Annotated in this window: 17 protein-coding genes; 8 read left to right on the top strand and 9 right to left on the bottom strand. The window is 64.1% G+C overall.

What is annotated here, in order from left to right; genetic code table 11:
- Together sdhC and KT882_RS10015 are read right to left on the bottom strand one after the other, a co-directional pair.
- Entirely contained in the window at window positions 1-423 is a 423-nt protein-coding gene (gene sdhC, locus KT882_RS10020) for a succinate dehydrogenase, cytochrome b556 subunit (RefSeq protein WP_161071876.1), read from the bottom strand.
- Window positions 424-626: 203 nt separating this feature from the next.
- Window positions 627-1472 (bottom strand): GntR family transcriptional regulator, encoded by an 846-nt coding sequence (locus KT882_RS10015; RefSeq protein ID WP_187358660.1) that lies wholly within the window; start codon window positions 1470-1472, stop codon window positions 627-629.
- A 289-nt stretch (window positions 1473-1761) separates the two neighbouring features.
- Here KT882_RS10015 and KT882_RS10010 point away from each other — a divergent pair, with 289 nt between their 5' ends.
- The 5 genes from KT882_RS10010 to KT882_RS09990 all read left to right on the top strand — a co-directional run bounded on the left by KT882_RS10010 (window position 1762) and on the right by KT882_RS09990 (window position 8647).
- Window positions 1762-2751: a malate dehydrogenase gene (locus KT882_RS10010; RefSeq protein ID WP_161071875.1), complete on the top strand. Its 990-nt coding sequence runs from the start codon at window positions 1762-1764 to the stop codon at window positions 2749-2751.
- Between the two features lie 135 nt (window positions 2752-2886).
- Window positions 2887-3891 carry an HpcH/HpaI aldolase/citrate lyase family protein gene (locus tag KT882_RS10005; RefSeq protein WP_228895559.1) on the top strand — a complete coding sequence of 335 codons (1005 nt, stop codon included), beginning with the start codon at window positions 2887-2889 and terminating at the stop codon, window positions 3889-3891.
- Complete coding sequence (locus KT882_RS10000) at window positions 3891-4412, top strand: lysozyme inhibitor (RefSeq protein ID WP_161071873.1); 522 nt, start codon at window positions 3891-3893, stop codon at window positions 4410-4412. Before KT882_RS10005 ends, KT882_RS10000 begins: the two co-directional genes overlap by 1 nt.
- Before the next feature lie 57 nt (window positions 4413-4469).
- Entirely contained in the window at window positions 4470-7178 is a 2709-nt protein-coding gene (gene acnA, locus KT882_RS09995; protein WP_228895558.1) for an aconitate hydratase AcnA, read from the top strand.
- A 203-nt stretch (window positions 7179-7381) separates the two neighbouring features.
- The gene (locus KT882_RS09990; RefSeq protein WP_161071871.1) at window positions 7382-8647 is read left to right on the top strand and encodes a DUF2863 family protein; all 1266 of its coding nucleotides are present in this window, start codon (window positions 7382-7384) and stop codon (window positions 8645-8647) included.
- A 71-nt stretch (window positions 8648-8718) separates the two neighbouring features.
- Here KT882_RS09990 and KT882_RS09985 read toward each other — a convergent pair whose 3' ends face one another.
- From KT882_RS09985 to KT882_RS09960, 6 genes are all read right to left on the bottom strand, one after another.
- Window positions 8719-9018 carry a CCDC90 family protein gene (locus KT882_RS09985; RefSeq protein ID WP_161071870.1) on the bottom strand — a complete coding sequence of 100 codons (300 nt, stop codon included), beginning with the start codon at window positions 9016-9018 and terminating at the stop codon, window positions 8719-8721.
- A gap of 28 nt (window positions 9019-9046) precedes the next feature.
- Window positions 9047-9511, bottom strand: coding sequence for a CYTH domain-containing protein (locus KT882_RS09980; RefSeq protein ID WP_161071869.1), 465 nt, complete (start codon window positions 9509-9511; stop codon window positions 9047-9049).
- A 2-nt stretch (window positions 9512-9513) separates the two neighbouring features.
- Entirely contained in the window at window positions 9514-10638 is a 1125-nt protein-coding gene (locus tag KT882_RS09975) for a M14 family metallopeptidase (protein WP_161071868.1), read from the bottom strand.
- A 123-nt stretch (window positions 10639-10761) separates the two neighbouring features.
- Window positions 10762-11721, bottom strand: coding sequence for an IS110 family RNA-guided transposase (locus KT882_RS09970; protein WP_228893647.1), 960 nt, complete (start codon window positions 11719-11721; stop codon window positions 10762-10764).
- A gap of 229 nt (window positions 11722-11950) precedes the next feature.
- Window positions 11951-13417 carry a catalase gene (locus tag KT882_RS09965; RefSeq protein WP_161071867.1) on the bottom strand — a complete coding sequence of 489 codons (1467 nt, stop codon included), beginning with the start codon at window positions 13415-13417 and terminating at the stop codon, window positions 11951-11953.
- A 101-nt stretch (window positions 13418-13518) separates the two neighbouring features.
- Window positions 13519-15024 (bottom strand): acetyl-CoA hydrolase/transferase family protein, encoded by a 1506-nt coding sequence (locus KT882_RS09960; RefSeq protein ID WP_161071866.1) that lies wholly within the window; start codon window positions 15022-15024, stop codon window positions 13519-13521.
- A gap of 99 nt (window positions 15025-15123) precedes the next feature.
- Between KT882_RS09960 and KT882_RS09955 the strand changes: the two genes are divergently transcribed.
- The gene (locus KT882_RS09955) at window positions 15124-16050 is read left to right on the top strand and encodes a LysR family transcriptional regulator (RefSeq protein ID WP_161071865.1); all 927 of its coding nucleotides are present in this window, start codon (window positions 15124-15126) and stop codon (window positions 16048-16050) included.
- On the opposite strand, the gene KT882_RS09950 is transcribed toward KT882_RS09955, so the two are convergent.
- Window positions 16016-17080, bottom strand: a complete 1065-nt coding sequence (locus tag KT882_RS09950) for a patatin-like phospholipase family protein (protein ID WP_161071864.1) — start codon at window positions 17078-17080, stop codon at window positions 16016-16018. The two genes, KT882_RS09955 and KT882_RS09950, sit on opposite strands and share 35 nt — an antisense overlap.
- An 86-nt stretch (window positions 17081-17166) precedes the next feature.
- Between KT882_RS09950 and KT882_RS09945 the strand changes: the two genes are divergently transcribed.
- Both KT882_RS09945 and KT882_RS09940 read left to right on the top strand, forming a co-directional pair.
- Window positions 17167-17346 carry a hypothetical protein gene (locus KT882_RS09945; protein WP_161071863.1) on the top strand — a complete coding sequence of 60 codons (180 nt, stop codon included), beginning with the start codon at window positions 17167-17169 and terminating at the stop codon, window positions 17344-17346.
- Between the two features lie 106 nt (window positions 17347-17452).
- Window positions 17453-17767, top strand: a complete 315-nt coding sequence (locus KT882_RS09940; RefSeq protein ID WP_161071862.1) for a PEP-CTERM sorting domain-containing protein — start codon at window positions 17453-17455, stop codon at window positions 17765-17767.
- Window positions 17768-17846: the final 79 nt, after the last annotated feature.

Raw genomic sequence — 17846 nt, 5'->3', positions numbered from 1 at the left:
TCAGAATACTCCAAACAGTTTCAGTGCGACCAGCGCGGTCAGCGTCAGGCTGATCACCAGCACGGTGGCTGCCGACTTGCGCGCCGAGTCTTTATCCAGGCCCACGTGGGTGTCCATGATCAGGTGGCGCACGCCGGCGCAGAAGTGCTGCATATAGCCCCAGACCAGCGCCAGGATCACCAGCTTCATGAACCAATGCGAAGCGATGCCCTTGAAATGCTCGAAAGAGATCTCAGATAACAGGCTCTTCTCAAGGAGATACAGCACCACGGGCAACAGCGCGAACATCAGGAAACCGGAAATGCGGTGCAGGATGGACACTACGCCGGCCAGCGGCAGGCGGTAGTTGGACAATTGCGTGACGTGGATATTGGTGAATTGCGGCCGTTCTTTTTTTGGTGCTTCTCTTACGGCTTCTGACATGACAAGACCTCCCTATACGTAATGCTAAATTTGTGAGACTGCGATTTTCGCCGATTTTTGCAGTTCAGACCAATATGTATTGTTACATATAACCAAAATTATGTTTTGTCGTAGCCGACTTTTGCAAATTGTGCAAGGTGGCGTGTTATTAGCGCAACATAGCCCGGTCGGCAGCCGGACAGCGCGTCTCCCTTATGCGTTTTTCAGTTCAGGTCATTCTGATAATGATGCCGTTCGGTCGAATAGAGGCCACGGCGCAGCTCCACCGGCTTGTCGCCGTAGGTGAAGGAGACGCGTTCGGCCATCAGCAGGGGCGTGCCCTGCGCGACCTGCAGCAGTGACGCGGCGCCCTCGTCGGCGCACACGGCACGGATTTTCTCGGCGGCGCGGATCATGCGCGTGCCGAACTCGGATTCGAACAGGCCGTACATCGGCCCTTTGTACTCGACCAGCCGTTCGGCGGTCAGTCCCTTGAAGATCAGGCCGGGCAGCCACAGCTCCTCGACGATGGTGGGCATGCCGTCGAAGGACTGCACGCGCTTGATGAACACCACGGCGTCGCCGGACTTCAGCTCCAGCAGGCGCGCCACGTCGGCGGGCGCGCGGGTGCGCTTGACCTCAATGAACTTGGATTCTGGGTAGTGCGGCACGCCTTCGTCCGGCATCAGGCGCAGGAAGCGGAAATGGGCGCGCGCCTCGTGGTGGGTGGACACGAAGGTGCCCTTGCCCTGCTTGCGCATCACGAGATTTTCCGCCGCCAGTTCGTCGATGGCCTTGCGCACCGTGCCCTGGCTGACCTTGAAGCGCGCCGCCAGTTCCACTTCGCTCGGTATCAGCTCGCCCGGCTTCCACTCGCCCGACTGCAGGCTTTGCGTGATCAGGGCCTTGATCTGCTGGTACAGCGGGGAAAACGTGGGGGAGGATGCGGATGGAGAGGCCGCCTGGCCTGCGGCGGCGGGCGCCAGCGGGCCGGCGGACGGCGCCGTCGGGCTGACCGTGCCGCTCGCGGCGGCGCCTTGGTTGGTCAGATTGGACGGGGCGGAATTCATAGACCCGGATTTCACCACAAAAGCCCGGTGGCGTCCAGCAAAACACGACAACTTATCTGTCTTATATAAGACATAAGATATGATTGACAGAAGCAGAAGACCGGCCTACACTCGGCGGCTATGCCCTCTTTGTCCGCCCGCGCGCAGCGCGCATCGGAACAAGAAGAGCATAGTCGTTGCACCGGTCAAAGGCAAACAATAAACCTTGCCGGTTTTGGTATCATTATAGTTTTCCGCAAGCGTAGGCCCAGCTTCAAGATCGTTTTCTATTCCACTTTGGAGATTCATCATGGCTAAAACCCCAATGCGTGTTGCCGTTACCGGCGCCGCCGGCCAGATCGGCTATTCCCTGCTGTTCCGCATCGCCAACGGCGACATGCTGGGCAAAGACCAGCCGGTCATCCTGCAACTGCTTGAAATCGCTGACGAAAAAGCGCAAAAAGCGCTCAAAGGCGTCATGATGGAAATCGACGACTGCGCGTTCCCGCTGCTGGCCGGCATGACCGCCCACTCCGACCCGATGACCGCCTTCAAGGACGCCGACGTGGCCCTGCTGGTCGGCGCCCGTCCGCGCGGCCCAGGCATGGAACGTAAAGACCTGCTGGAAGCCAACGCCCAGATCTTCACCGTGCAGGGCAAGGCGCTGGACGCCGTCGCTTCGCGCAACGTGAAAGTGCTGGTGGTGGGCAACCCGGCCAACACCAACGCCTACATCGCCATGAAATCGGCGCCTTCGCTGCCGGCGAAGAACTTCACCGCCATGCTGCGCCTGGACCACAACCGCGCGCTGTCGCAAGTGGCTGCCAAGACCGGCACCCAGGTGAAAGACATCGAGAAGCTGTGCGTATGGGGCAACCACTCGCCGACCATGTACGCCGACTACCGTTTCGCCACCGTGGACGGCAAATCGGTCAAGGACCTGATCAACGACCAGGAATGGAACGCCAACACCTTCCTGCCTACGGTGGGCAAGCGCGGCGCGGCCATCATCGAAGCGCGCGGCCTGTCCTCGGCTGCTTCGGCCGCCAACGCCGCCATCGACCACGTGCGCGACTGGGTACTGGGCACCAACGGCAAGTGGACCACCATGGGCATCCCATCGGACGGCTCCTACGGCATCCCCGAAGGCACCATGTTCGGCTTCCCGGTGACCACCGCGAACGGCGAATACACCATCGTTCAAGGCCTGGAAATCGACGCTTTCTCGCAAGAGCGCATCAACATCACGCTGAAGGAACTGACCGAAGAGCGTGAAGGCGTGAAGCACCTGCTGCCATAATCAGCCCGCCTGGCGACTGTGGAACCGGTTAAGCCGACCATACGCCGCACCCGCCGCACTGCCGAGAGCAGTGCGGCGTCTCCGTCTGCGCCCGCCGCAGCCCCCTCCCCGTCCCAGTCCCCTTCTTCTTCCCGCATGCATCCATCCGAGGTTTTATTCCAGGGCACTCGCCAGCCGCTGCTCTTGCCGGCCTGCGACCACTACGCCGGCTCCGAAAAGCTGATGCGCAAATCGATTGCCTTGCAACAAGAACTTGGCCCGCTGTTCGACATCACCTTCGATTGCGAAGACGGCGCCTCCGCCGGCAACGAGGAGGCGCACGCGCGCCTGGTGGCCGAGCTGCTGCTCAGCGACGACAACAAATTCCACCGCATCGGCGCCCGCGTGCACGACCTGCGCAGCCCGCACTTCGAGCGCGACGTGGAAATCATCTGCGGCGCCGCCGCGCACAAGCTGGCCTACATCGTGCTGCCCAAGCCGGACGGCGTGCAGGACGTGCAGCGCGCCATCGACATCATCAACACCCATGCGCAGAAGGCCGGCCGCGCCGGCAGCCTGCCGGTGCACGTGCTGATCGAAACCCACGGCGCCCTGCACGACGTGTACGCCATCGCCGCCCTGCCCCAGGTGGAATGCCTGTCCTTCGGCATCATGGACTTCGTGTCCAGCCACTACGGCGCGGTGCCGGGCAACGCCATGCGCACGCCGGGCCAGTTCACGCACCCGCTGGTGGTGCGCGCCAAGCTGGAAATCGCCGCCGCCTGCCACGCGCACGGCAAGGTGCCGTCGCACAATGTGACCACCGAGATCAAGGACCCGGCCGTGGTGGCCAACGACGCCCAGCGCGCCGCCGCCGAATTCGGCTACACGCGCATGTGGAGCATCCACCCGAACCAGATCAAGCCGGTGATCAAGGCCTTCACGCCGCGCCTGTCCGAAGTGAACGAAGCCACCCATATCCTGCAGGACGCCGAGCGCGTGCAGTGGGGACCGATCTCGCAGAACGGCCGCCTGCACGACCGCGCCAGCTACCGCTATTATTGGACCGTGCTGCAACGCGCGCGCCTGGCGGGCCTGGCGCTGCCGGAAGCGGCCGCCGCCCTGCTCAACCCTGTCGAACCCGTAACGGAATCCAAGTAATGTCCATCTCCAAATTATTCCTGGCCTGCAGCTTCGCGCTCGGCTCGCTGTCCCTGTGCATGGCGCCAGCCGCCCAGGCCGAAGTCCACACCACCGCCAAGAAGGCCGTCAAAGGCGCCAAGAAGGCGGCCAAGCCGTCCGAAACGGGCGCTGCGCCGGCCGTGTCGCCCACCACGCCGGAGGAAGCCGAAGAAGCCGCCGAACCGGGCGTGGAAGGCTCCACCGTGGTCGATTTCGACTGCGAGCTGGGCAACAAGATCACCATTTACCAGAACGCCGGCGACGACAACTTCATCGCCCTGCGCTGGAAAAAACGCCTGCACCGCCTGAAGCGCGTCGGCACCACCACCGGCGCCAACCGCTTCGAGAACAAGCTGTACGGCCTGATCTGGATCGGCATCCCGGCCAAGGGCATGCTGCTGGACTCCAAGCAGAACCGCCAGCTGGCCAATGAATGCCGCAACGCAGAACAGATGAAACCGGCCGCCGCCGCCCCCGCTGCGCCGGCCACGCAAGGCTGATCCGCATCACGTTAGCAACAGAATTAACAACAGACGATACCCACTGAAGGAGAGGTCATGTCCCGCAACACACTGAACACGCTGAAGGATTTCAACATTGCCGGCAAAAAGGGGAAGTTCTACTCCCTGCCGGCACTGGAAAAGAGCCTGGGTATCAACGTCTCCCGCCTGCCGGTATCGATCCGTGTGGTGCTGGAATCCGTGCTGCGCAACTGCGACGGCAAAAAGGTCACTGAAGAGCACGTGAAACAGCTGGCCAGCTGGGGCGCGACCGCCGAGCGCACCGACGAGATTCCTTTCGTGGTGGCCCGCGTGGTGCTGCAGGACTTCACCGGCGTGCCGCTGCTGGCCGACCTGGCCGCGATGCGCAACGTCGCCTCGAAAATGGGCGTGAACCCGAAAAAGATCGAGCCGCTGGTGCCGGTTGACCTGGTGGTGGACCACTCGGTCACCATCGACCACTTCCGCGAGCCGAAGGCGCTGGACCTGAACATGAAGCTGGAATTCTCGCGCAACAACGAGCGCTACCAGTTCATGAAGTGGGGCATGCAGGCCTTCGACACCTTCGGCGTGGTGCCGCCGGGCTTCGGCATCGTGCACCAGGTGAACCTGGAGTACCTGGCGCGCGGCGTGCACAAGGCCGCCGACGGCGTGTACTACCCGGACACCCTGGTGGGCACCGACTCGCACACCACCATGATCAACGGCATCGGCGTGGTGGGTTGGGGCGTGGGCGGCATCGAGGCGGAAGCCGGCATGCTGGGCCAGCCGGTCTACTTCCTGACCCCGGACGTGATCGGCGTGAACCTGACCGGCGTGCTGCGCGAAGGCTGCACCGCGACCGACCTGGTGCTGACCATCACCGAACTGCTGCGCAAAGAAAAAGTCGTGGGCAAATTCGTCGAGTTCTTCGGCGAAGGCACCGAGACGCTGTCGCTGACCGACCGCGCCACCATCGCCAACATGGCGCCTGAATACGGCGCGACCATGGGCTTCTTCCCGGTCGACGAAGCGACCATAGCCTACTTCGAGGGCACCGGCCGCACCAAGGCGGAAATCGACGCCTTCGAAGCCTACTTCAAGGCGCAGAACCTGTTCGGCGTGCCGAAAGCCGGCGACATCGACTACACCCGCGTGGTGGAACTGAACCTCACGAGCGTTACGCCCTCCCTGGCCGGTCCGAAGCGTCCGCAGGACCGTATCGAAATCGGCAACGTGAAGAACAACTTCACCGAACTGTTCTCGAAACCGACCACCGAAAACGGCTTCAACAAGGACGCCGCCGACCTGACCACCGAGTACACCACGTCGAACGGCGTGAAGGTGCACAACGGCGACGTGCTGATCGCAGCCATCACCTCCTGCACCAACACCTCGAATCCTTCGGTGCTGCTGGCCGCCGGCCTGCTGGCCAAGAAGGCCGTGGAAGCCGGCCTGACCGTGGCGCCGCACATCAAGACCTCGCTGGCGCCAGGCTCGCGCGTGGTGACCGAATACCTGACCGCCGCCGGCCTGCTGCCCTACCTGGAAAAACTGGGCTTCGGCGTGACCGCCTACGGCTGCACCACCTGCATCGGCAACGCCGGCGACCTGACCCCGGAACTGAACGCGGCGATCACGTCGAACGACATCGTGGCCTCGGCCGTCCTGTCGGGCAACCGCAACTTCGAAGCGCGCATCCACCCGAACATCCGCTCCAACTTCCTGGCCTCGCCGCCGCTGGTGGTGGCCTACGCCATCGCCGGCAACATGACGCGCGACCTGATGACCGAGCCTGTCGGCAAGGGCACCAACGGCAAGGACGTGTACCTGGGCGACATCTGGCCGACCTCGCAGGAAATCGGCAAGCTGATGAAGTTCGCCATGAACTCGAAGGTGTTCAAGGACAACTACGCCGACGTCAAGGGCGCACCGGGCAAGCTGTGGGAAGCCGTGTCGTCGACCGAAGGCCAGGTCTACAACTGGCCTGACTCGACCTACATCGCCGAGCCGCCGTTCTTCGACGGCTTCGAGATGACCCCGAAAGCGGCCGCTGCCGGCATCACCGGCGCGCGCGCGCTGGGCGTGTTCGGCGACTCGATCACCACCGACCACATCTCCCCGGCCGGTTCGATCAAGGAAGACGGCCCGGCCGGCAAATGGCTGAAGGACAACGGCGTGCTGAAGGCCGACTTCAACTCCTACGGCTCGCGCCGCGGCAACCACGAGATCATGATGCGCGGCACCTTCGCCAACGTGCGCATCAAGAACAAGATGATCCCGGCCAAGGCGGACGGCTCGGCGGTGGAAGGCGGCATCACCATCCACCAGCCTAGCGGCGAACAGCTGTCGATCTACGACGCGGCCATGAAGTACGTGGCCGAAGGCACCCCGACCATGATCTTCGGCGGCGAAGAATACGGCACCGGCTCCTCGCGCGACTGGGCCGCCAAGGGCACCCAGCTGCTGGGCGTGAAGGCCGTGATCACCCGCTCCTTCGAGCGCATCCACCGCTCCAACCTGGTCGGCATGGGCGTGCTGCCGCTGCAGTTCATCGGCAACGATTCGGTTGAATCGCTGGGCATCACCGGCAAGGAAGTGTACGACCTGAAGGGCCTGGAAGGCGAGATCAAGCCGCAACAGCTGGCCACCCTGGTCATCCACCGCGCCGACGGCTCGTCGCAGGAAGTCAAAGTCCTGCTGCGCATCGACACCCCGATCGAAGTGGACTACTACAAGCACGGCGGCATCCTGCCGTTCGTGCTGCGCCAGTTGCTGGCCGCATAATGCAGCGGCGGGTTACGGCTGCGCCTAACCCGCCCTACGGATCGCGACGATTCGTGACGATTCGTAGGGCGGGTTAGCGCAGCGTAACCCGCCAGCTCCGCCAAAAACGCCGGATTCGTCCGGCGTTTTTTATTTGGGCCGCCGCCCCGGCCCGAATCCACTACAATACGGATAACCGAACTTTCCAGAGACTAGTAAGCGCTATGCGTCGCCCATCCAAAGAATCGCAACACAAGTTAACTGCCGACAGCCAGCGCCTCGTTACCCTCGCCCAGGCCGTAGGCCAGGCCGCCAGCCGCCTCGAGGAGCGCACCTGGGAGCACACCCTGGAACTGCAACTGCAGAAGCTGCTCAAGTCCGGCCACCAGGACACCGTCGACGCCGCCCTGAACGGCCTGTTCCGCGACGACCTGAACGCCTACGACGTGCTGATGGACGGCGTGGAAGCGGTCAGCGAATCGAGCACCATCACGGTGGAAGCGGACGGCGTGAGCACCCAGTACGACGTGCTGCTGGTGGCCGCCCCCGTGCTGGCCTGGACCCGTTTTTCCATCGCCTCCGGCGCCATTCCCGCCGACGTGCTGAACACGCTGTCGGCGCACTTCTCGGCCCACTTGCTGGCCGACGGCACCCATATGGCCATGGCCTCCATGCTGTACTCCATCGACCAGCTGCCGCGCAGCCATGCCGAGGCCTACAGCAAGACCGTCAAGCTGGCGCAGGCCGCGCTGAAAGGCGTGGCCTTCAAGTCGGAAGCCAAGGCGCCGGAAACGGCGCCCTTCCTGGCCGACACGCGCTACCTGCTGGTGGCCGTGGTGGCGCCGCACGGCGGCCCGCTGTTCCGCTGGCAGATGCCGGCCGCGCAGGCGAACTTCGCCGAGGAGCGCAAAGCCGCGCTGGAGCAATGGCGCACGCAGGCGCTGCCGACCGTGAACCGCCTGCTGCCGGGCTGCGGCGTGGAGCTGCTGCTGCCGGAAGCGTATTACATGGCCTGCCGCGAAGCGGACAAGCTGATCCGCCCGGTATCGATCCGCGCGGCGGTGCACTACCTGACGCATTCGCTGGCGGTGGAGCCGTCCGAACTGCGCGCCGTGATCGCCGGCTTTGGCGAGGAAGCGGCCGACGGCCAGATCGACGAGTACCGCGTCGCCTTCACGCCGCGCCAGAGCGCGGACGTGGTGTACGGCGTGGTTTGGCCGCTGTACGGCCAGGAAGACGAGGAAGGCACGCCGCCGGAAGGCCCGATTTCCGGCAGCATCGCCGAGCTGCTGAAGCCGCGCACACCGGTTGAGGAGATCGTCGAGCACCTGAACGCGCTGGGCGTTACGCAGGTGAAGAAGCTGGGCGAGCGCTACGTGTCCGAGTACTGCGACGACTGCGGCGCGCCGCTGTTCGCCGACCCGACGGGCGAACTGGTCCACGCTGAAATGCCGGAAGACGCACCGGCCGGCAACGAGCACTTCCACTAAGCACGCTTCGGCGGGTTACGCGGGGCGTGCCCCGCTAACCCGCCCTACGATAAAGCCCTCGCAAGAGGGCTTTATTTTTGCTGGGGCCGCTGTTCCGGCGGGGCTTCCTGCCGCGCGGCGGCGGGCGTGTAGATGACGATGGGCTGCGCCTGCGGCGCCGGTACAGGCGCGGGTTTCAAGGCATTCGTCATCGCCATGAACAAGCCGCCAAAGCCGATAAACAGGCCTATCACGGTTGCCAACGTCCAGCGCGCGATGTCGGCCCTTATCGACTCGATGTAGGCGCGCAGCGCTTCCACGTCCGCCTTGGTTGCCAAGGTCGGCAGTATGGCCTCCATGCGGGCGGCGAAGATTTTCCAGTCGTCTTCCATCCCTCCAGTTTAGGATGGAAGACGGGACTTACCAAGCCGAGTAGGGGTGCTTGATCAGGTTGGAGTTGAGGTAGCGCATATCGTGCGTCACTTCTTCCCCTGCCCAGTCCGGCTTGTCGAAGGGCTGGTCTTCGGACGGCAGCTCGATCTCGGCCACCACCAGGCCGGCGTTCACGCCGAGGAACTCGTCCACTTCCCACACAAAGCCCGCGTAGGGAATACGGCGGCGGTATTTTTCGATGATGGGCTGCTCGCACAGCTTCTCAAGGAACTCCTGCGCGTCCGCCATCGGGATCTCGTACTCCCACTCGCCCCGGCTGGCGCCCACGTTCTTGCCCTTGATGGTTATCACCGCGCGCTCGCCTTCGATGCGCACGCGCACCACGCGCTGCGCATGCGAGGACAGATAGCCCTGGCGCAGCAGCACGGGTTCGCCCTGCTGCATCCAGGCGTCGCTGGTGACCAGGAACTTGCGTTCGATCTCGACGCCCACGGTCAGTCGTCCAGCGACAGCAGGATGGGCTGCAGGATGGCGCGGCCCAGCGCGGCGCTGCGCGCGCCGTTCCAGCCCACGTGCGCGTCCGGCAGGTCGGCGTTGTCCTTGAACGGCATTTCCAGCGTCAGCGCCAGGCACTTGAAGTGGTGGCCGATGTACTTGGAGGCCAGCGTCAGCATGTCTTCCTTGTACTTGCTGGCGGCGTAGCCCACGGTATCCTGGAAGTCCGGGCTGGCGTTCTTGTAGCGGTCGATGAAGGCCTTCTGCGCGGCGGCCTGCTGCGGCGTGAAGTTCTCCAGCATCTCGTTGCCGGCCACGAAGTTGTAAGGCAGCGCTTCGTCGCCGTGGATGTCGAAGAACATGTCAACGCCGGTTTCATGGATCTTGTTTTTCACGCACAGCACTTCAGGCGAGCGCTCCAGCGTCGGCGTCATCCACTCGCGGTTCAGGTTGGCGCCCGCCGCGTTGGTGCGCAGGTTGCCGCGCACCGAGCCGTCCGGGTTCATGTTAGGCACGATGTAGAAGCAGCAGCGCTGCAGCAGCTTGCGCGAGATGGGATTGGCGTCGTCCAGCAGCGAGTCGACCAGGCCTTCGACGAACCATTCTGCCATCGATTCGCCCGGGTGCTGGCGCGCGATGACCCAGATCTTTTTCTCCGCTTCCGGTTCGCCGATGACGACCAGGTTCATGTCGCGGCCGTCGACCGTCGAGCCCAGGTCCAGCACGCGCGCGGCCGGGTTCTCGGCCACTTCGCCCAGCAGGCGCAGGTGGCGTTCCCACGAATACGGCTCGAAGTAGGCGTAGTAGACGCTGTCCAGGTCCGGCGTGTGCTTGATGGTCATCACTTCGCCGTCGAAGGAAGTCGGCACGCGGAACCAGTTCTCGCTGTCGTAGCTGGCCACGGCGTTGTAGCCTTCGTAGCCCTTGGCGTAGGTAGCCTGGCTGGCATTCAGGACGCGCATGGTCACGGCCTGGCCACGCGCGCCTTGCAGGCGGAAGTGGAACCACTGGCGGATATCGGCCGCGTTGTCGTTGCGCAGATTCAGTTCTATGGTGGCGGCGCTGTCTGCGCGCACCACTTCGATGGCGCCGGAGTCGAAGTTCTGGCTGATTTTGATGGTCATGGCGGTCCTGTGTAGAGATAGATCCAAGACCGCTATTTTAAATGATACGGCGGCAGAGCATGGCGGGTTACGTGCCTAACCCGCCCTACGGACCACGACGGCTCGTAGATACTGTTATGCCGGTCAAGCGTTTTGAAGCTCCTGATTGAATGGTTTGCCAGATTTTAAGACGCCGAAAGCAACGTGGACGAGCTTGCGCATCATGGCGCCGATCACCAGCTTGGCCGGCTTGCCTGCTGCTTCCAGGCGGGTGCGGAACTGGCGCCCCCAGTCGGTGCGGTACAGCGCCACCATAGCCGGCATGTACAGATTTTTGCGCAGATGCGCGTGGCCGATCTTGGACATCCGGGGCCGCTGCTTCACGCTTGATCCGGACTCATGTTGGCGCGGATCGAGGCCTGCAAAGGCGGCAGCCTGCCGGCCGTTGTCGAAGCGCCCGGCATGCATGCCATAGGCCAGCAGTAACGCAATGGTATTGTCCCCGACACCGGGAATGGTATCGAGTAAGTCGCGTCTGCCGCGCATGTCGGGATCGTCGTTGATGTGATCACGTACGCGCTTGCGCAGCTGTTTAATCTGCTCGCCGAGCCAGGCAATATGCTGTTCGATATCGGCCCGGACCGATTCGCGCGCCACGTCCAGGCGGTTCGTTTCCTGCGTCTGCATGGCCAGCAGCGCATCCAGGCGCAGCACCATCGCTTTCAATTCCTGTTCGCTCAGCGGCGGCGGCTGCCATGCTTCCGGACCATGCTTGGCGCAGAACTCGGCAATGACCTTGGCGTCGACCTGGTCGGTCTTGGTGCGCACCAGCTGCGCCTGGGAAAACGCCTTGATCTGGGCCGGATTGACGACACTGACGCGGTAGCCCCGACGGGCAAAGAACTCCGCGATCGCCTCCCAATAGACGCCAGTGGCCTCCATGCAGATATGGGGCAACCCGTCCGTATGACTCTGCAGCCACGCTTCCAGTTTGGCAAAGCCAGCCTGGGTGTTTTCTACAACTTTCGCACGGTGTTTGCCCGTTTCCAGGCGCAGTGCGCAATCGACCTTCAATTTGGCGACATCTATACCAAGACACAACATTACTCTTCTCCTGATCAACCTTGCAAATGCGGGCTCACGGCACGCCGGGCCAAAGATACTGTTCGATCTTTAATGGAATAAGAGCAACTGCTGCGAAATCTACATCACGATCTTGGCGACCAAGGGCGGGTACGGCATCCAGTTGCTCTGCCCCGACGTTCCGTTTTCGGGGCAGATGGAATAATACAAGGGCGGGTTAGCGGCGAAGCCGCGTAACCCGCCAACCGCATCAGCCCACGTTGCGGCCGCGCGCCTTCAGGGCCGCGCGCACGCCGGCGCCGTAGGCCGGGTCGGCCTTGTCGAAATGCCCCAGCTGGCGCTGGATGATCTCGTCGCTGACCTGGCTCATGGGACCGGCCAGGTTGTCGAACAGGTTCTGCCGCTCCTGCGCCGGCATCAGGCGGAACAGGTTGCCGGCCTGGGTGTAGTCGTCCTCATGGCCACGGCCGTCGTAGCGCGCCGCCGCGCCGGCCAGCGCCAGCTCCGGCTCGCCGTGCCCCATGCCCTTGCCGTGCACGCCCGCCGCGTCCACCGTCGCGTAGTTCTGCGCCGAGCCGCCGTTGCTGATGGCCATGGCGCCGTCGCGCTGCTGGTTGTGGAAGGGGCAGCGCGGCGCGTTCACCGGCAGGTGCTGGTGGTTGGTGCCCACGCGGTACAGCTGCGCGTCGTGATAGGCGAACAGGCGCGCCTGCAGCATCTTGTCCGGCGAGTAGCCCATGCCCGGCACCGCGTTCGACGGCGACAGCGCGGCCTGCTCCACTTCCGCGTGGTAATTGACCGGGTTGCGGTTCAACTCGAACACGCCCACCGGCTGCAGCGGGAAGTCGCCGTGCGGCCAGACCTTGGTCAGGTCGAACGGATTCCAGCCGGTGCGCTCGCCCCATGCCGCCAGTTCGGCGTCGGTGGCGACCTGGATCTTCACTTCCCACTGCGGGAAATTGCCGGCCGCGATGGCGCCGAACAGGTCGCGCTGCGCGTAGTCCGGGTCTTCGCCGGCGATGCGGGTGGCGTCGGCCGCAGCCAGGTTCTTGATGCCCTGGCGCGTCTTGAAGTGCCACTTCACGTACACGCGCTCGCCCGCTTCGTTGATCAGGCTATAGGTGTGGCTGCCGAAGCCGTCCATGTGGCGGTAGCCGTCCGGCGTGCCGCGGTCCGAGAACAGCATGGTCACCTGGTGCAGGCTTTCCGGCGCCTTGCTCCAGAAGTCGAACATCATGGTGGGCGATTTCAGGTTGGTCTGCGGATCGCGCTTCTGGGTGTGGATGAAGTCCGGGAATTTGATGCCGTCCTTGATGAAGAACATGGGCGTGTTGTTGCCCACCAGGTCCCAGTTGCCTTCCTCGGTATAGAAGCGCACCGCGAAGCCGCGCGGATCGCGCTCGGTGTCGGCGCTGCCCTTCTCGCCGCCCACGGTGGAGAAGCGCACAAAGGTATCGGTCTGCTTGCCGATGGCCGAGAACAGCTTGGCCTTGGTGTAGCGGGTGATGTCGTGCGTGACGGTGAAGGTGCCGTAGGCGCCCGAGCCCTTGGCGTGCACCACGCGCTCGGGAATGCGCTCGCGGTTGAAGTGTTGCAGCTTCTCGATCAGGTGGAAGTCCTGCAGCAGCACCGGGCCGCGCGGGCCGGCGGTGATGGAGTTCTGGTTGTCCGCGACCGGAATGCCGGACGCGGTTGTGATTGGTGGCTGCTGGCTCATTGCTTGCTCCTCTGGAATGTTGTTCGGGGTGACTACATTCTAGTTAAGCAAGCAAGATTAACAAAGGCAATTGATTTTATCGATGCAATAGCTTTTTCAAATCACCGGCATTGCCACAGCTCGCGCATGGTGCCGTGCTCGCGGTAGCGGGCGTGCCAGGAGTAGGCCTTTTCCAGCACGTGCGGGGTCTGGCCGCCGCGCGGCAGCGCTTCGTCCAGGTAGGCGCGCAGCTGGGCGCGGTAGTCCGGATGGGCGCAGCGTTCGATGATGAGCGGCGCCCTTTCGCGCGGCGCCAGGCCGCGCAGGTCGGCCAGGCCCCATTCGGTCACCAGCACGTCCACGTCATGCTCGGTGTGGTCGACGTGCGGCGCCATCGGCACCACGCTGGAGATGGCGCCGTCCTTGGCCACGGATTTGCTGACGAAGAAGGACAGCTGGCCATTGCGCGCGAAGTCGCCCGAACCGCCTATGCCGTTCATCATGTGCGTGCCGCCCACGTGGGTGGAGTTCACGTTGCCGTAGATGTCGAACTCCAGCGCCGTGTTCAGCGCGATCACGCCCAGGCGCTTGACCAGTTCCGGATGGTTGCTGATCTCCTGCGGACGCAGCACGATGCGGTCCCGGTAACGCTCGATGTTGCGCAGGAAGCGCTCGTGCATGGACGCCGACAGCGTGATGGACGAAGCGGAGGCCATCGCCAGCTGGCCCGAATCCAGCAGCGCGATGGCGCTGTCCTGCAGCACTTCCGAGTACATGGACAGGTTGCGGAAGGACGAGCCGGTCAGGCCATGCAGCACCGCGTTGGCGATGGTGCCTATGCCCGCCTGCAGCGGCAACAGCTCCGGCCCCATGCGCCCCGCCGCCACCTCGGCCTCCAGGAAGGCCACGATGTGGCCGGCGATGGCCTGGGTTTCCGCGTCCGGCGGCAGCACGTTGGACGGGCTGTCCGGGCTGTCGGTAATGACGATGGCGGCGATACGCGCCGGGTCGATATGGATGGTGGAGGTGCCGATGCGCTGGCCGGTGCGCGTGAGCGGAATCGGCGCGCGATCCGGGCGCTGCGCGGGCAGGTAGATGTCGTGCAGGCCTTCCAGCGCCAGCGGCGCGCTCAGGTTGATTTCGATGATGACCTGTTTGGCCTGCTCGGCGAAGCTGGCCGAATTCCCGACCGACATGGTGGGCACAATGCCGCCGTCCGCATTGATGGCCACCGCTTCGATGACGGCGATGTCCACCGGCTTCAGGCTGCCGCCGCGCAGCTGCTCGGCGGTTTCGGACAGGTGCTGGTCGATGAACATCACCTCGCCGCTGTTGATCTTGCGGCGCAGCGCGGCGTCGGACTGGAACGGCAACCGGCGCGCCACCACGCCGGCATTGGCCATCAGGCCGTCGCTGTCGCTGCCCAGCGAGGCGCCGGTGATCAGCGTAAGCGCCAGCGGCTCGCTGCGGGCGCGTTCCACCAGCGCCAGCGGCAGCGCCTTGGCGTCACCGGCGCGGGTGAAGCCGCTCATGCCCACCGTCATGCCATTGCGGAACAGCCGCGCGGCGTCTGCGGCCGTCATTACCTTGTCCATCAGCGCCGGCAGGCGAATTCTGTCCTCATGCATGATGTGCTCCAGATCATTTATGGTTTTGATGAAGCCAGTATAGAATCGGAGATTCATGCATTGCATGACTTAAATTCCACCATTCCAGTCGAAAAACTCATGGATATCCGGTCGCTGCGCTACTTCATCGAAACCGCCCGCCTGAGCAGCTTTACCCAGGCCGCCGAGACGCTGCACGTCACCCAGTCCACCATCAGCAAGATGGTGCGCCAGCTGGAGGACGAGGTGGGTGCGCCGCTGCTGGTGCGCGACGGCCGCAAGCTCACGCTGACCGACACCGGCGCCGTGGTCTACGCGCGCGGCGGCGAAATGCTGGCCACCCTGCGCCAGCTGCAGCTCGAGGTGCGCGATACCCAGGCGCGCCAGCGCGGCACGCTGGCGATCGGCATCCCGCCCATGATCAACCTGCTGTTTACGCCAGTGCTGAAGGCTTTCCGCGAGCGCCATCCCGGCATTGCGCTCGCGCTCAGCGAGGACACCGGCCAGGGCATAGAGCGCCGCGTGGCGGCGGGCGAACTGGAGATAGGCATGACGGTGCTGCCGGCCGACCCGGAGATGGAACTGCAGACCGGCCGCATCGCCAGCTATCCGCTGTATGCGCTGGCCGCCGCCGGCACCTTCCAGCGCGCGCGCCGCACGCTCAGGCTCAAGCAGCTGGCCGCGCTGCCGCTAGTGCTGCTGAACGACGACTTCGCCCTCACCCGCACCTTGCGCAGCGCCTTCGCCGCCGCCGGCATCGAGCCTGCGATTGCCGCGCAAAGCGGACAGTGGGACTGGCTGGTGGAAATGGCTTCAGCCGGGATAGGCGTGGCCCTGCTGCCGGAGCCCTTTGTGCACCGGCTGGCCGACGAGCGCCTGCACGCGGTGCGCATCGTGGAACCGGCGCTGGAATGGGAAGTGGCGCACGTGTGGAACGGACGCTACCTGTCGCACGCGGCGCGCGCCTGGCTGGAGGTGTGCGGCGAAGTACTGGGGCCGCGCGCCGGCGCGCTCAGAAATGCTCGTGTATCGCCACGCCTTCGATAGGATCGACCGCGCCGTCCCACGGCCTGGCGGCCAGCGCGCGCCGGGTGTCATCGTAGCCGGCCTGCCAGCGGCTGTGGATGCCGGTGGCGGTGAAGTCGATGTCCTTGGTGTGGTCTTCGCTGTCCAGGCGCGGCGCCTTGAGCATGACGATGTGCATGCGCGTGCCGCAGCCCCAGCCGGCCAGCTCGCGCACCTCCGCGCTGCGGCGCTGCTCGGCGGGCAAGTGCATGGTGAGCTGGCGTATCACATGGCGCAGCCGGTGCATGCGGCGCTGCTGCTCGATATTGCTGACGCGGCTGGCGTACTGGATCTCCTTGTGCTTCTCCAGCACGTCGAGCACGCTTTGCGGCTCCTTGCCGTCCGGGTTCCACACCTGCACTGAGAAAATCACGGAATCGCGGCGCGGCTCGTCGTCCAGCACCGCCTCGATCGGCGTGTTCGAATAGATGCCGCCGTCCCAGTAGGGCTCGCCGTCTATGCGCACGGCGGGAAACGCGGGCGGGATGGCGCCGGAGGCCATCACGTGGTCCACGCTCAGCGTTTCCTTCTGGCTGTCGAAATAGCGCATCTCGCCGTTGCGGGCGTTCACCGCGCCCACCGTGAAGCGGGTGCCGTTGCTGTTCAGGTAGTCGAAATCCACCAGCATGGCCAGCGTCTTGTGCAGCGGGCCGGTGCGGTAGAAGGATGCGTTTTCCACGCCCACCTTGGCGTTCGGATTCCACCAGGTGGCCGGGTTCAGCGCGAAGAAGGCGGGGATGCCCTGCGACATCGTGAGCGCATTGGCGAATTCGCGCGGCATGCCGGGATACAGCGCCGAATGCTGCTCCATCATGGTCCAGAACTGGCGCAGCCTTTGCACGCGCCGCTCCGGCGGGTTACCGGCAATAATAGCGCCGTTGAGCGCGCCGATGGAGGTGCCGATCACCCAGTCCGGCTCGATGCCGGCTTCGTTCATCGCCTGGTACACGCCCAGCTGGTAGGCGCCGAGCGCGCCGCCGCCTTGCAATACGAGCACAACTTTTCCCGGCATAGCCGCTGCGTTGGGTTTCACTTGCTCTCCGGGTGATGGGGTATAGAGTGATTGTACCCAATCTCAACAAAACGGACGGAGCAACCATGCATACTCAGCAGCCACAGCGCAGCAACCAGATCCTGGCCCGCTGCGTCGACGAAGGACTGACCATCGATAGCCGCATCGGCGCGGCCAACGCCTGGGCGTATATGCTGCACAAGGCGGTGCCTGCCGGGGTCATCATGCGCGTTCTGGCTTACCCCGAGCTGCGCCGCAGACACTAACAAATCGCAATGGAAACATTGCAAAAATGAAATTCTTAATCAAGCGACACGCCTGAAAATTTGGTGCTAATGTGGATGAAGAAACGTTATCGCTTTAGGAGCCGCTATGCATACTGTACTGAAAAAATCCCTGCTGGCGATGCTGCTGGCAGGAGCCGCCGCTGGCACCGCGCACGCGGCGGACCTTGTTCACCAGGCCAGCAACAAGGCCTTGCTGCCGCCCGTTCCCGGCGAAGCCAGCTACCTCAACGAAGCGGATCTGCTCAGCGTGACAGTCCCCGCCACCGCGCAAGCGCAGCAGCCCGCCGTCAGCCCCATTCCCGAGCCGCCCGTCTACATCATGCTGCTGATAGGCGTGGGCCTGGTGAGCCTGGTGGCGCGGCGTTCATCGCCGCCTCCAAAATTCAGTACAGAAACTTAATCCCCGCGCAGCTTTGCGCCGGCGCAAAACCACCTGCCTCCAGTGGCGGCATCCTCACGGGATGGACCACACTGGAGCG

Origin of the sequence: Pseudoduganella aquatica (genome assembly GCF_020865585.1) — a bacterium.
GTDB classification, from domain to species: domain Bacteria; phylum Pseudomonadota; class Gammaproteobacteria; order Burkholderiales; family Burkholderiaceae_D; genus Rugamonas; species Rugamonas aquatica_A.
The sequence above is the reverse complement of the archived record's forward strand: the minus strand, read 5'-3'. Positions and strand labels throughout refer to the sequence as shown.

Excerpts from the sequence above, each read along its gene's own strand:
- KT882_RS09955 (WP_161071865.1), top strand. The coding sequence starts at position 15,124 with ATGGATATCCGGTCGCTGCGCTACTTCATCGAAACCGCCCGCCTGAGC.
- KT882_RS09945 (WP_161071863.1), top strand. The coding sequence starts at position 17,167 with ATGCATACTCAGCAGCCACAGCGCAGCAACCAGATCCTGGCCCGCTGC.
- KT882_RS09985 (WP_161071870.1), bottom strand. The coding sequence starts at position 9,018 with ATGGAAGACGACTGGAAAATCTTCGCCGCCCGCATGGAGGCCATACTG.
- KT882_RS10005 (WP_228895559.1), top strand. The coding sequence starts at position 2,887 with ATGCATCCATCCGAGGTTTTATTCCAGGGCACTCGCCAGCCGCTGCTC.
- KT882_RS09940 (WP_161071862.1), top strand. The coding sequence starts at position 17,453 with ATGCATACTGTACTGAAAAAATCCCTGCTGGCGATGCTGCTGGCAGGA.
- KT882_RS09970 (WP_228893647.1), bottom strand. The coding sequence starts at position 11,721 with ATGTTGTGTCTTGGTATAGATGTCGCCAAATTGAAGGTCGATTGCGCA.
- KT882_RS09960 (WP_161071866.1), bottom strand. The coding sequence starts at position 15,024 with ATGCATGAGGACAGAATTCGCCTGCCGGCGCTGATGGACAAGGTAATG.
- KT882_RS09975 (WP_161071868.1), bottom strand. The coding sequence starts at position 10,638 with ATGACCATCAAAATCAGCCAGAACTTCGACTCCGGCGCCATCGAAGTG.
- KT882_RS09950 (WP_161071864.1), bottom strand. The coding sequence starts at position 17,080 with ATGCCGGGAAAAGTTGTGCTCGTATTGCAAGGCGGCGGCGCGCTCGGC.
- KT882_RS10010 (WP_161071875.1), top strand. The coding sequence starts at position 1,762 with ATGGCTAAAACCCCAATGCGTGTTGCCGTTACCGGCGCCGCCGGCCAG.
- KT882_RS09965 (WP_161071867.1), bottom strand. The coding sequence starts at position 13,417 with ATGAGCCAGCAGCCACCAATCACAACCGCGTCCGGCATTCCGGTCGCG.
- acnA (WP_228895558.1), top strand. The coding sequence starts at position 4,470 with ATGTCCCGCAACACACTGAACACGCTGAAGGATTTCAACATTGCCGGC.
- KT882_RS10000 (WP_161071873.1), top strand. The coding sequence starts at position 3,891 with ATGTCCATCTCCAAATTATTCCTGGCCTGCAGCTTCGCGCTCGGCTCG.
- sdhC (WP_161071876.1), bottom strand. The coding sequence starts at position 423 with ATGTCAGAAGCCGTAAGAGAAGCACCAAAAAAAGAACGGCCGCAATTC.
- KT882_RS10015 (WP_187358660.1), bottom strand. The coding sequence starts at position 1,472 with ATGAATTCCGCCCCGTCCAATCTGACCAACCAAGGCGCCGCCGCGAGC.
- KT882_RS09990 (WP_161071871.1), top strand. The coding sequence starts at position 7,382 with ATGCGTCGCCCATCCAAAGAATCGCAACACAAGTTAACTGCCGACAGC.